The 12753-nt window shown below is 39.0% G+C and carries 16 protein-coding genes and 1 pseudogene; all 17 read right to left on the bottom strand.

Annotated elements, in window-relative coordinates; genetic code table 11:
- Positions 1–67: 67 nt before the first annotated feature.
- The 17 genes and pseudogenes from N8A89_RS11945 to rplF all read right to left on the bottom strand — a co-directional run bounded on the left by N8A89_RS11945 (position 68) and on the right by rplF (position 12752).
- Positions 68–1354: a citrate synthase gene (locus N8A89_RS11945; RefSeq protein ID WP_289644368.1), complete on the bottom strand. Its 1287-nt coding sequence runs from the start codon at positions 1352–1354 to the stop codon at positions 68–70.
- Positions 1355–1483: 129 nt separating this feature from the next.
- The gene (locus N8A89_RS11940) at positions 1484–3019 is read right to left on the bottom strand and encodes a glycogen synthase (protein ID WP_281542475.1); all 1536 of its coding nucleotides are present in this window, start codon (positions 3017–3019) and stop codon (positions 1484–1486) included.
- 113 nt (positions 3020–3132) lie between these two features.
- Positions 3133–4425, bottom strand: a complete 1293-nt coding sequence (gene eno / locus N8A89_RS11935; RefSeq protein WP_281542474.1) for a phosphopyruvate hydratase — start codon at positions 4423–4425, stop codon at positions 3133–3135.
- A 109-nt stretch (positions 4426–4534) separates the two neighbouring features.
- The gene (carA, locus tag N8A89_RS11930; RefSeq protein ID WP_281542473.1) at positions 4535–5662 is read right to left on the bottom strand and encodes a glutamine-hydrolyzing carbamoyl-phosphate synthase small subunit; all 1128 of its coding nucleotides are present in this window, start codon (positions 5660–5662) and stop codon (positions 4535–4537) included.
- A 246-nt stretch (positions 5663–5908) separates the two neighbouring features.
- A pseudogene (gene rplQ, locus N8A89_RS11925) lies at positions 5909–6406 on the bottom strand (50S ribosomal protein L17); the annotation flags it as partial.
- A gap of 59 nt (positions 6407–6465) precedes the next feature.
- Positions 6466–7458: a DNA-directed RNA polymerase subunit alpha gene (locus tag N8A89_RS11920; protein ID WP_281542472.1), complete on the bottom strand. Its 993-nt coding sequence runs from the start codon at positions 7456–7458 to the stop codon at positions 6466–6468.
- Between the two features lie 17 nt (positions 7459–7475).
- Complete coding sequence (rpsD, locus tag N8A89_RS11915) at positions 7476–8081, bottom strand: 30S ribosomal protein S4 (RefSeq protein WP_289644366.1); 606 nt, start codon at positions 8079–8081, stop codon at positions 7476–7478.
- Positions 8082–8168: 87 nt separating this feature from the next.
- Positions 8169–8561 carry a 30S ribosomal protein S11 gene (gene rpsK, locus N8A89_RS11910; protein ID WP_289644365.1) on the bottom strand — a complete coding sequence of 131 codons (393 nt, stop codon included), beginning with the start codon at positions 8559–8561 and terminating at the stop codon, positions 8169–8171.
- 9 nt (positions 8562–8570) lie between these two features.
- Positions 8571–8945: a 30S ribosomal protein S13 gene (gene rpsM, locus N8A89_RS11905; RefSeq protein ID WP_281542471.1), complete on the bottom strand. Its 375-nt coding sequence runs from the start codon at positions 8943–8945 to the stop codon at positions 8571–8573.
- Between the two features lie 2 nt (positions 8946–8947).
- Complete coding sequence (gene ykgO / locus N8A89_RS11900) at positions 8948–9064, bottom strand: type B 50S ribosomal protein L36 (protein WP_281542470.1); 117 nt, start codon at positions 9062–9064, stop codon at positions 8948–8950.
- Between the two features lie 9 nt (positions 9065–9073).
- Positions 9074–9289 (bottom strand): translation initiation factor IF-1, encoded by a 216-nt coding sequence (gene infA, locus N8A89_RS11895; RefSeq protein WP_013305172.1) that lies wholly within the window; start codon positions 9287–9289, stop codon positions 9074–9076.
- A 3-nt stretch (positions 9290–9292) separates the two neighbouring features.
- Positions 9293–10636: a preprotein translocase subunit SecY gene (gene secY / locus N8A89_RS11890; RefSeq protein WP_281542469.1), complete on the bottom strand. Its 1344-nt coding sequence runs from the start codon at positions 10634–10636 to the stop codon at positions 9293–9295.
- Between the two features lie 14 nt (positions 10637–10650).
- Positions 10651–11103 (bottom strand): 50S ribosomal protein L15, encoded by a 453-nt coding sequence (gene rplO / locus N8A89_RS11885; protein ID WP_289644363.1) that lies wholly within the window; start codon positions 11101–11103, stop codon positions 10651–10653.
- 12 nt (positions 11104–11115) lie between these two features.
- Positions 11116–11295, bottom strand: a complete 180-nt coding sequence (gene rpmD / locus N8A89_RS11880; RefSeq protein WP_281542468.1) for a 50S ribosomal protein L30 — start codon at positions 11293–11295, stop codon at positions 11116–11118.
- A 12-nt stretch (positions 11296–11307) separates the two neighbouring features.
- Complete coding sequence (gene rpsE, locus N8A89_RS11875) at positions 11308–11832, bottom strand: 30S ribosomal protein S5 (RefSeq protein WP_281542467.1); 525 nt, start codon at positions 11830–11832, stop codon at positions 11308–11310.
- Positions 11833–11841: 9 nt separating this feature from the next.
- On the bottom strand, positions 11842–12198 hold the full coding sequence (gene rplR, locus N8A89_RS11870; protein ID WP_281542466.1) for a 50S ribosomal protein L18: 357 nt from the start codon (positions 12196–12198) through the stop codon (positions 11842–11844).
- Positions 12199–12209: 11 nt separating this feature from the next.
- The gene (gene rplF / locus N8A89_RS11865; RefSeq protein WP_281542465.1) at positions 12210–12752 is read right to left on the bottom strand and encodes a 50S ribosomal protein L6; all 543 of its coding nucleotides are present in this window, start codon (positions 12750–12752) and stop codon (positions 12210–12212) included.
- Between the last annotated feature and the right edge of the window lies 1 nt (position 12753).

The following is a 12753-nucleotide window of genomic DNA, read 5'->3' as shown; positions in this document are numbered from 1 at the left end:
TTTTGGCATAAAAAAAGCTCCTTTAAAAATAAAAGAGCTTTCATTGTTTTTTTAATAAGGTAGCAATCTACCGTTTATCGACTTCAACAAATGGCCTTAGTGTAGCCCCTGTGTAAATTTGCCTTGGCCTACCAATAGGTTCATTGTTCAATCGCATCTCTCTCCACTGCGCAATCCACCCCGGAAGCCTGCCTAAAGCGAACATGACGGTAAACATCTCTGTAGGAATTCCTAAAGCTCTATAAATGATACCTGAGTAGAAATCAACATTAGGATAGAGTTTTCTATCCACAAAATATTTATCTTCCAAAGCCTCCTTTGCCAATCCTTTGGCAATCTCAAGAATTGGGTCCTCCATACCCAGATCAGCTAAAACTTCCTCGGCGGCTTTTTTAATAATTTTTGCCCTAGGGTCAAAGTTTTTATATACCCTATGCCCAAAACCCATTAATCTAAAAGGATCACTCTTGTCCTTTGCCTTGGCCATATATTTCTTCGTATCCCCACCATCCTTCTCAATAGCTTCCAACATTTCCAGAACAGCTTGGTTCGCCCCTCCATGTAAAGGACCCCATAATGCAGAAATTCCTGCAGAGAGGGAGGCAAACAATCCGGCATGAGAAGATCCTACGATTCTTACCGTAGAAGTCGAGCAGTTTTGCTCGTGATCGGCATGAAGAATTAAAAGTTTATCCAAGGCATCGATAACTGTCTTGTTTCGCTTATACTCTTGGGAAGGCCTTTTGAACATCATTTTATGAATGTTCTCCACATATCCTAAGTTATCATCACCATAATCTAAAGGCAATCCTTTTTTCTTTCTCATGGTCCAAGCGACCAAAACAGGGAACTTGGCAAGTATACGAACAATGGCACCGTACATCTCATCCTTTGAGGTAACGTTGACCGAGATAGGATTAAAGGCGATCAAAGCGCTGGTCATGGAAGAAAGCACACCCATTGGATGTGCTGACTTTGGAAAAGCATCCAAAATCTTTTTCATTTCCTCATCCACATGGGACTCATTCTTTATATCGATATGAAAAGCCTCTAATTGCTGTTTGTTCGGCAATTCTCCAAAAATCAATAAATAAGCGACTTCCAAAAAGTCAGCTTTCTCCGCTAATTCTTCTATGGCATAACCCCGATATCTAAGGATTCCCTTCTCTCCGTCCAGAAACGTAATAGCGCTTTCACAGGAACCCGTATTCTTGTATCCTGGATCAATAGTGATGAGACCACTCGTGGCAGAGCGCAATGTTTTTATATCAATTGCAGATTCGTTTTCTGTACCCTTTATTACAGGAAATTCAAATTTTTGACCATTAAATTCTAACGTAGCTTTGTCTGACATTTGTAGTGATTACTTATTATATGAGAGTCGTAAATTTAAGTAAAAGAGCTGGTTTTAACAATTAAACAAAACCCTTTAAAGAATTATTAACAGGGGTGATTTTTCAGTGAAAGAACATCATCTATAGGACTAAAGGAGATACAATGATTTGTAGTATTCGTCCAAGGATTTTTTCCAGGTAAACCTCATTTTCTTGGCATTGGCTTTTATCTTTTTCCACTTTGGTTGGTCATTTTCCCACATGTCCAAAGCTTGATCAAAAACCTTGACCATGTTTTTTATTTTTTCATCATATGTTTTACCATCGAAGGCGAACCCGGTTTTTAGATGTTCAACGGTATCCTTAAGACCACCTGTATGATGAACTAGGCAGGGATTTCCGTTCCTCATGGCTAACATTTGACTTATTCCGCAAGGCTCGAAAAGACTTGGCATAAAATAAAGGTCAGTTTCCAAATACATAGAATCGATTAAATCCTCCGATTGGCCATTTGTAAATATGAAATTTTTATGTTTATAACTCATATTCCTAAAGTGCTCCTCGTAGCCGGGATCCCCAGTACCTAGTACCATAAAAATACCATCTACTTTTTCCAGCCGCTTTAGCATTGTTTCCAAAGCCTCTGGCGAACGCATAAAGAAATAAAACTTTTGTTCTGTTAAGCGGGCAACACTGGATACAATAAATTTTGGACGGTTCCCAACATATTCCATAATTTTTTCCCCTGTATGGGCCAAGAAATCTGCTTTGTATTTTTTGGATTCATCCTGCAGCCACCTGAATAATGCCTTAACGGTGTTTCTATAAAGCAATCCTTTCTCAGCTTCCCGAATATTTTCATAATTGGAGGCATTGAGAATACCGAACAAACGACCTTCATTATTGGCTTGCTGCAAGTCCTTTTCCAAACTTTCCCCACCTATAAACTCCGGCTTACGACTTGGAATCATGACGTCTTCCTTATAGGAAGGTGACACAGTATGTACGGCATCCGCTAAACGAATTCCAACCGCCATTAAATTTATACAATCTTGATACCTGGGATCCATAAGAGCCTGATGGTCCAAATTAATTTCTGGAAACCAATTATGTACCGATGCGTAATTATTGTAAAACGGACGAATACCTTGAATAGCTAAGTTATGTATGCTATATACATAACGCATCTTTTTCAGGTTTTTATAATTTGGATGATACGTTTTTAAAAACAGGACAGCGCTAGAATGCCAATCGTGCATATGAACAATATCCAAATTACCAAAAACCCCTACATTCATTGCCTCCGCCACCGCAGTATTAAAAATCATGAACTTAACAAAGTCATTGAAAAAGGGCTCTGTAGGATCGTCATGATAGATATGTGCAATACCGCCTTCCTCTATTTCCGGGTGGTGAATTACATAATGGGTAATATTCTCAATCACCTTTTTGGGAGAAACCTCATATAGTTCGGCACGGTAGGTCGTACCTCTTAACTGAAATTCCAGATAGGTCTTAAAAACACCGTTCTTATGCAGACGGCTATAAGCTGGAACCACTACGTGAACCTTATCGCCTCTTCGTGCGATTTCCCTTGGAACATCGCGTACAACATCACCCATGCCACCAGCTTTGCAATTTGGTATGGCATCATTCTCGGCAGCAACAAAAAGAAAATTATTCATAAGGAGTAAAAGAGGGAATTTATTATAGAATTAGGAAAAAGATAGGCACTTTTTTGGATTACACCAAAAAAAGCCCTTCTCATTGAGAAAGGCTTTATTTTGGAGCTTAAAGACTATTTTATTTTAAAGGCCTTTTCTTTTGGATAGTAGGCCATGCTGCCCAATTCCTCTTCAATACGGAGGAGTTGATTGTATTTTGCCATTCTGTCCGAACGCGATGCAGAACCAGTTTTAATCTGTCCCGTATTCAAAGCCACGGCCAAATCGGCAATCGTATTGTCTTCGGTTTCTCCGGAACGGTGAGACATTACCGAAGTATATCCCGCGTTCTTAGCCATATTAACCGCTGCAATAGTCTCGGTTAATGTGCCTATCTGATTTACTTTTATGAGGATTGAATTAGCAATTCCCTTTTCTATTCCGGTAGACAGTCGCTCCACGTTCGTAACGAATAAATCATCCCCTACCAACTGAACCTTATCACCAATTTTATCCGTTAGTGCTTTCCAACCGTCCCAATCGTTTTCATCCATTCCGTCTTCAATAGATATTATGGGATACTTTTTGGAAAGGTCTGCTAAATACTGTGCCTGTTCCTCTGAAGTTCTTACGACTCCTTTACTTCCTTCAAATTTTGTGTAGTCGTAAGCACCGTCCACATAAAACTCGGCAGCGGCGCAGTCTAAAGCAATCATCACATCGTCACCTAACTTATAACCTGCTTTATCAACGGCCTTTGCAATGGTGTCCAAAGCATCCTCGGTACCGCCAGCTAGGTTCGGCGCAAAACCGCCCTCATCGCCTACTGCTGTACTAAGTCCTCTATCATGTAATACTTTTTTCAGGTTATGAAAAATTTCCGTTCCCATTTGCATGGCATGGGAAAAACTGTTCGCCTTTACCGGCATCACCATAAATTCCTGGAAAGCGATAGGCGCATCGGAATGAGAACCTCCATTAATGATGTTCATCATAGGAACCGGAAGCGTATTGGCACTGACCCCACCCACGTATCTGAATAATGAAAGACCAAGTTCATTAGCCGCGGCTTTTGCAGCAGCCAAAGAAACACCCAAGATAGCATTGGCGCCTAATTTGGATTTGTTGGGAGTACCATCCAAATCTATCATAGTTTGGTCCAAAAGATTTTGTTCAAAAACGGACATTCCTAAGATTTCCTCCGCAATGACCGTATTCACGTTTTCAACGGCCTTCATTACGCCCTTACCCATAAAGGCCTTACCTCCATCTCTTAGCTCAACCGCTTCGTGCTCTCCTGTAGAAGCTCCTGAAGGAACGGCAGCTCTACCCATTACTCCGTTTTCGGTAACTACGTCCACTTCTACTGTGGGATTACCTCTTGAATCTAATATTTGTCTTGCGTGAACGCTTAGAATGATACTCATTTGATATTTTTCTTAATTTATAATTGATTGTCTACAAAAAACAAAGATACAAACACCTTTTTCATAGAAATCCTTGAATCAATGTAATTCCCAATAAAATAATGATAATTTAAACTTCTGCCGTTTGTTTTGTAGTTTTCTCGATCAATCGGAAAAAATCATCAAAAAGATAGTCCGCATCATGAGGTCCAGGACTTGCCTCTGGATGATATTGAACTGAAAAAACGTCCCTATTTTTCATTCGTATCCCGGCAACGGTCTTATCATTCAAATGCACGTGCGTAATTTCCAGATTATCGTTTGCTTCGGTCTCTTCTCTATTGATAGCAAAACCGTGGTTTTGTGAAGTAATCTCTCCTTTTCCAGTCAACAAATTGAGGATGGGATGATTTATACCTCGATGACCATTGTGCATCTTATAGGTAGAAACACTATTTGCCAAAGCAATTATTTGATGTCCCAAACATATTCCGAAAAGTGGTTTGTCCGTTTTAATAATTTCTTTTGCCGTGGCAATAGCCTCACTGAGCGGTTCCGGATCGCCAGGGCCGTTAGATATAAAATATGCGTCTGGATTCCAAGCCGATAAATCCTCAAAACTTGCATTGTAAGGAAACACCTTAATATAAGCTCCCCGTTTGGCAAGATTTCTAAGAATGTTCTTTTTTATACCAATATCCAACGCAGAAATTCTGTAGGCTGCATCCTCATCGCCAAAATAATAAGGTTCCTTTGTAGATACCTTACTCGCCAGCTCCAAACCTTCCATACTTGGCACTTCTTTCAATTCTTTCTTAAGTCCATCTATGTCATTTACCCTAGTGGAGATAACAGCGTTCATTGCACCATTATCCCGTATGTAACTTACCAGAGCCCTAGTATCCACATCTGAAATGGCAAACAATCCGTTCTTGTTCAAGAACTCCTCCAAACTGGCATCCGCAACTGGACGGGAATATTCATAACTAAAATTTCTACATATTAGACCGGCTACTTTAATGGAATCGGATTCTACTTCTTCTGAATTCGTTCCATAATTCCCGATATGTGCATTGGTCGTCACCATAAGTTGGCCAAAATAAGAAGGGTCAGTAAAAATTTCTTGATACCCGGTCATTCCTGTATTGAAACAAACCTCTCCAAAGGCGGTACCCTCCTTATCTCCTACGGACTTGCCATAAAAGATGGTACCATCGGCTAATAGTATTAAAGCTTTCTTTCTAGATTGATACTTCATAAGTGCTCTTAAAATTAAATGGTTTAACAAAAAAACATAAAAAAAGGATAAGCTTTTAGGCTTATCCTTTTATAATTATCAATATTTATTGACAACTTACTCTTTTGAATCATCTTTTTTATCCTCGCTTTCAGTTGGAGTTTCTGATTCCTGCTTTGCCTCAGCTTTTGGAGTTTCCTCCATTTCAGGGTCCGTTTCAACTTTCGTGTCTTCAGCTTGGGTGTCTTCAACTTTAGTTTCTTCAACTTTAGTTTCTTCAACTTTCGTTTCCTCAACCGCAACCTCCTCAGATTTTTCGGATTTACCACCGCTTCTTCTACTTCTTCTTGTAGATTTCTTCTTAGGCTTGCCTGCATTATATACCTCGTTAAAATCAACGAGTTCTATCATCGCCATATCCGCGTTATCACCCAAACGGTTTCCAAGTTTTATAATTCTTGTATATCCCCCTGGTCTATCAGCCACCTTTTCCGAAACTACACTGAACAGTTCTGTAACCGCATACTTGTCACGCAAGTTTTTGAAAACGATACGCCTGTTGTGCGTTCCTTTTTCTGCAGTTAGATTGTTTTCAGCTTTTGATTTTGTAATCAATGGCTCTACAAATTGTTTTAGGGCTTTTGCCTTGGCAACCGTAGTATTTATTCTCTTATGTTCAATTAGGGAACAGGCCATATTGGCCAACATGGCCGTTCTATGCGCTTTTTTTCTTCCTAAATGATTGACTTTCTTACCGTGTCTCATGTTTTCTTTTTATCATCTTGCTACCAAACTCGAAAGACCGAGGAGCAAAATATGATTAATTAATCCTTATCCAATTTATATTTTGACAAATCCATTCCAAAGCTCAATCCTTTGTTGATCACAAGCTCTTCCAGTTCTGTCAATGATTTTTTTCCGAAGTTCCTGAACTTCATCAAATCGTTTTTGTTGAAAGAAACTAAATCTCCCAAGGTATCTACCTCTGCTGCTTTTAAGCAATTCAAAGCACGTACGGACAAGTCCATGTCAACCAATTTGGTTTTCAACAATTGTCTCATATGTAAGGACTCCTCATCATATGTCTCCGTTTGTGCAATCTCATCGGCCTCCAAAGTAATACGCTCATCCGAGAATAACATAAAGTGATGTATCAACACTTTAGCACCTTCGGTTAATGCATCTTTTGGATGTATAGAACCATCGGTTACGATTTCAAAAACTAATTTTTCATAATCCGTCTTTTGCTCTACACGAAAGTTTTCGATGCTATACTTCACATTTTTAATAGGTGTGAATATAGAATCTACAGCAATAGTTCCAAGAGGAGCACCAGATTTTTTGTTCTCCTCTGCAGGTACATATCCTCTTCCCTTATCAATGGTTATTTCCATATTGATGCTCACTTTAGCATCCATATTACAGATAACCAAATCCGGATTCAAGACCTGATATCCTGAAATGAACTTTTGAAAATCGCCGGCAGTTAATTTATCTTTTCCACTAACGGAAATAGATACGACCTCTGCTTCTGAATCTTCTATTTGCTTTTTAAAACGAACTTGTTTTAAGTTCAATATAATCTCGGTTACGTCTTCTACAACACCGGAGATGACAGAGAACTCATGTTCTACTTTATCTATGCGTACGGATGTAATTGCATGTCCTTCCAAAGAAGATAGCAATACGCGCCGTAAAGCGTTCCCAACAGTTAATCCATAACCAGGTTCCAAAGGACGAAATTCAAATTTCCCTTCGAAATCTGAGGAATCGATCATTATTACTTTATCGGGTTTCTGAAAATTAAATAATGCCATAATTGGATCAGTGTTGTTTATTTAGAGTATAACTCGACTATTAATTGTTCTTTGATATTTTCTGGAATCTGAAGTCTTTCCGGAACGGCAACGAAAGTACCCTCCTTTTTTTCAGAGTTCCATGTAAGCCATTCGTACACTGCACTATTATTAGCCAATGAATCCTGAATGCTTTGTAACGATTTAGATTTTTCCCTTACACCAACTACATCACCGGCTTTTAAAGAATATGAAGGTATATTAACCAACTCACCGTTCACCGTAATGTGCCTGTGGGAAACCAACTGTCTTGCTCCGCTTCTAGTTGGAGCTATGCCCATCCTATAAACTACATTGTCCAATCGACACTCGCATAATTGTAAAAGGATTTCACCGGTTACGCCTTCTTTTCTCTTTGCCGAAGCAAAAAGATTTCTAAATTGCTTTTCCAAAATACCATAGGTGTATTTTGCTTTTTGTTTTTCCATCAACTGTACGGAGTACTCAGACTTCTTTCCTCGACGTCTTTGATTACCATGTTGTCCTGGAGGGTAATTTTTCTTTTCGAAAGACTTGTCGTCTCCGAATATCGCTTCTCCGAATTTACGGGCGATTTTTGATTTTGGTCCTGTATATCTTGCCATTTTCTTTTAGTTTGAAAGTGAGATTATGAATTAAGGCTTATCCTTCGATAATCGTAACTACACTTTCGTGAAATATATTAATACTGATTAAACTCTTCTTCTTTTAGGTGGTCTACACCCATTATGTGGCATTGGGGTAACATCAATAATCTCAGTTACTTCTATACCGGAATTGTGTAGCGCGCGTATCGCAGATTCTCTTCCATTACCAGGTCCTTTAACATAGACCTTCACCTTTCTTAAACCCGCTTCGTGAGCCACTTTAGCACAATCCTCGGCCGCTACCTGAGCAGCATAGGGAGTGTTCTTTTTTGAACCTCTGAACCCTAATTTACCAGCGGAAGACCATGAAATAACATCGCCCTTTTTATTGGTCAATGAAATGATAATATTATTGAAAGAAGCTGTTACGTGTGCCTCACCAACAGAATCTACAACAACTTTACGCTTTTTGGTTACTTTAGTATTTGCCTTTGCCATACCTCTTTATTATTTAGTAGCTTTCTTCTTGTTAGCAACTGTTTTTCGCTTTCCTTTTCTAGTCCTAGAATTGTTCTTTGTACGCTGACCTCTTAATGGCAAACCTGATCTGTGGCGAATACCCCTGTAACATCCAATATCCATTAAACGCTTAATGTTCAATTGTGTCTCGGAGCGCAATTCACCCTCAATAGTAAAAGCTGAAACCGCTTCCCTGATTCGACCGATTTCATCATCGTTCCAATCGGAAACCTTAGTATCCTCACTCACTTGGGCTTTTTCTAATATCTCCTTTGCCCTGCTTTTTCCAATTCCAAAAATGTAGGTCAAGGCTATAACACCTCTTTTTTGTTTTGGTATATCAATACCCGCAATTCTTGCCATAATTAACCTTGTCTTTGTTTAAATCTAGGATTCTTTTTGTTGATTACGTACAACCTACCGTTTCTGCGAACAATCTTGCAGTCGGCACTTCTCTTCTTAACTGATGCTCTTACTTTCATCTTGCTATCTTAATATCTATAAGTAATTCTTGCTTTAGTAAGGTCGTATGGACTCATTTCCAATTTAACCTTGTCTCCAGGTAATAACTTTATATAGTGCATACGCATCTTACCTGAAATATGCGCAGTAACCACGTGACCATTCTCCAACTCCACTCGAAACATTGCGTTGGATAATGCTTCTATTATTGACCCATCTTGTTCTATTGCTGCCTGCTTAGCCATAAATTATGCTACTTTTCTGTTTTTTCCAGTCTTCATTAAACCGTCATAATGTCTATTCAACAAATATGAATTTACTTGTTGTACGGTATCGATTGCTACACCAACCATAATCAATAGGGAAGTTCCTCCGTAGAACAGTGCCCAACCCGCTTGAACATCCATTAATTTTACCACGATTGCCGGTAATACGGCTAGAAGTGCTAAAAATATCGACCCCGGTAACGTTATCAAAGACATTATCTTATCCAAGAAATCTCCCGTTTCTTTACCCGGTCGTATACCAGGAATGAATCCACCACTTCTTTTTAGGTCATCCGCCATTTTATTGGTCGGCACCGTTATAGCGGTATAGAAATATGTAAAGATGATAATTAGCAAAGCGAATAATATGTTATAAGCCAAACCAAATATATCCGCAAATTGTACTTGCATCCACTGACCAAATGCCGTGTCATCGAATGCCCCACCAATCATACTGGGAACAAACATAATTGCTTGCGCAAAAATGATAGGCATTACCCCAGATGCATTCAATTTCAGGGGAATGTACTGTCGCGATCCCATGATATTCTTTTCATATCCACCCGAAGCTGTTCTTCTTGCATATTGTACCGGTATCTGACGTGTTGCCATAACCAACAATACACTGGCCAAAATAACTAAGAACCAGATAATGACTTCTATCAATATGAACATTAAACCACCATTGTTGTTCGTTGTTCTTGAAATGAATTCCTGAACAAAAGACTGTGGCAAAGTTGCAATGATACCAATCATGATAAGCAATGATATCCCGTTTCCAATACCCTTATCGGTAATTTTCTCTCCAAGCCACATCGCAAAAACACATCCAGTGACCAAAATAATTACTGCGGGTATCATGAAATCAAGTCCTTTTCCTAACAAAAAAGCAGAATCCCTAACACCAAAGGCCTCTAAACCATATAAATATGCTGGTGCCTGAACGATACATATACCTATAGTCAACCATCTTGTTATCTGGTTGATAGTCTTACGACCGCTCTCCCCTTCTTTTTGAAGTTTTTGAAGATATGGTATGGCAATACCCATTAACTGCACTACAATGGAAGCGGATATGTAAGGCATAATACCCAAAGCAAAAACAGAAGCATTAGCAAAAGCTCCTCCTGTAAAAGCGTTAAGCAGACCAAAAATTCCTTGGTCGGTACTATCCACAAGTCCACCTAATTGTGTAGTATCTATACCTGGAAGAACAATTTGGCAACCAAAACGATATACCAAAAGAAGACCTAAAGTAATAAGTATCCTATTCCTTAGCTCCTCTATCTTCCAAATATTGGATATTGTATCGATAAAATTCTTCATGCTCTCTTTTATGCTTATAAACTTATTGCCTCTCCACCAGCAGACTCAATGGCCTTCTTAGCGGTTGCCGTAAATTTATGTACTGTAATTTTAAGGGGGGCTTTCAATTCTCCTCCTCCTAGTATTTTAACCAGGTCGTTCTTTTTTATAAGTCGATTTTCTACAAGAGAATCTATTGTAACAGTGTCCTTAATAGCTTTGCTGTCTACTAATTCCTGTAATTTATCAAGATTGATTCCTTTGTAATCCTTACGGTTTATATTGCTGAAACCAAATTTAGGAACACGTCTCTGTAAAGGCATTTGACCACCTTCAAAACCAATTTTCTTAGAATAACCAGATCTTGATTTAGCTCCCTTATGACCTCTTGCAGCGGTACCGCCCTTTCCAGAACCCTGACCTCTTCCAAGACGTTTTCCATCTCTATTCACTGAACCTTCTGCAGGTTGTAGATTACTTAAATTCATTAGATCTTATATTTAAGCTTCTTCCGTAGAAACCAAATGTTTAACTTTATTTATCATCCCAAGAATATTGGGGGTAGTATCATGCTCCACAACCTGACCAATTTTCTTCAATCCAAGAGCCGTTAAGGTTCTTTTTTGATTTTGAGGCTTTTTTATACTACTCTTAACTTGCTTTACTTTAATCTTTGCCATAATTCCCTATGCTTAACCTTTAAAAACTTTTTCCAAAGAAACGCCTCGCTGTCCAGCAATAGTTTTCGCATCCCTAAGTTGTAATAAAGCATCAAAAGTAGCTTTAACAACATTATGAGGATTGGAAGATCCCTGTGATTTCGATAATACATCATGTACACCGACTGCTTCCAAAACGGCCCTTACGGCTCCACCGGCAATAACTCCCGTACCATGGGAAGCTGGTTGAATATATACACGGGCTCCTCCAAACTTTCCTTTCTGCTCATGGGGTAACGTACCTCCGTTTAATGGAATGCGAATCAAGTTCTTTTTACCATCTTCAATAGCTTTCGCTATGGCCGTAGCAACTTCCTTAGATTTTCCAAGACCGTGGCCTACTACCCCGTTTTCATCCCCTACAACAACAATTGCGGAAAAGCCAAAAGCTCTACCACCTTTTGTTACCTTGGTTACCCGTTGTACACCAACTAATCTATCTTTTAAATCTAAACCTCCTGGTTTTACCGTTTCTACGTTTTTATATTTTTGGAACATACTGTTTTATTAGAATTTTAATCCTGCTTCCCTTGCCCCTTCAGCCAAAGATTTAACTCTGCCGTGATACAAGTTTCCACCTCTATCAAAAGCCACTTTCTCTATACCTACTTTTTTAGACTTTTCAGCGATAGCCTTACCCACTAGAGCAGCTATTTCTGTTTTGTTGCCTTTTACAGAAGCCATATCCTTGTCCTTTGAAGAAGCGGACGCTAAAGTAACTCCCTTAACATCATCTATTAATTGTGCATAGATTTCACTATTACTTCTAAAAACCGATAATCTAGGTCTTTCAGCTGTTCCTGAGGAAACCTTACGGATTCTCCTTCGTATTCTATATTTTCTTTCTGTCTTTGATAATCCCATAATACTATTAATTAAGCTGATTTACCGGCTTTTCTTCTCAACTGTTCACCAACAAATTTGATACCTTTTCCTTTGTAAGGTTCTGGCTTACGGAAAGATCTAATTTTTGCAGCGATATGCCCTACAAGCTGCTTGTCAAAAGACGTCAACTTTACAATCGGATTCTTTCCTTTTTCTGAAATGGTCTCTACTTTAACCTCGGGTGCCAGATCAAAAACGATATTATGAGAAAAACCTAGTGCCAAATCTAATTTCTGACCCTGATTACTAGCTCTATATCCTACACCTACAAGTTCCAACTCCTTTGTCCATCCTTTAGAAACCCCTTCTACCATGTTCAAGATCAAAGATCTGTACAAACCATGTTTAGCTTTGTGCTCCTTCGAATCAGATGGTCTTGTTACCCAAGCTTGTCCATCTTCAATTTTTATCGCTACCCCAGAAAATTCTTGAGTCAACTCTCCCAACTTACCTTTAACGGTAATGATGTTTTCATTAATCTCTATTGTAACTCCTTCAGGAATTGCGATTGGATTATTACCTATTCTAGACATC

The organism is Maribacter aestuarii, assembly GCF_027474845.2.
Lineage (GTDB): Bacteria > Bacteroidota > Bacteroidia > Flavobacteriales > Flavobacteriaceae > Maribacter > Maribacter aestuarii.
This window is presented reverse-complemented; position numbering and strand designations above follow the sequence as displayed.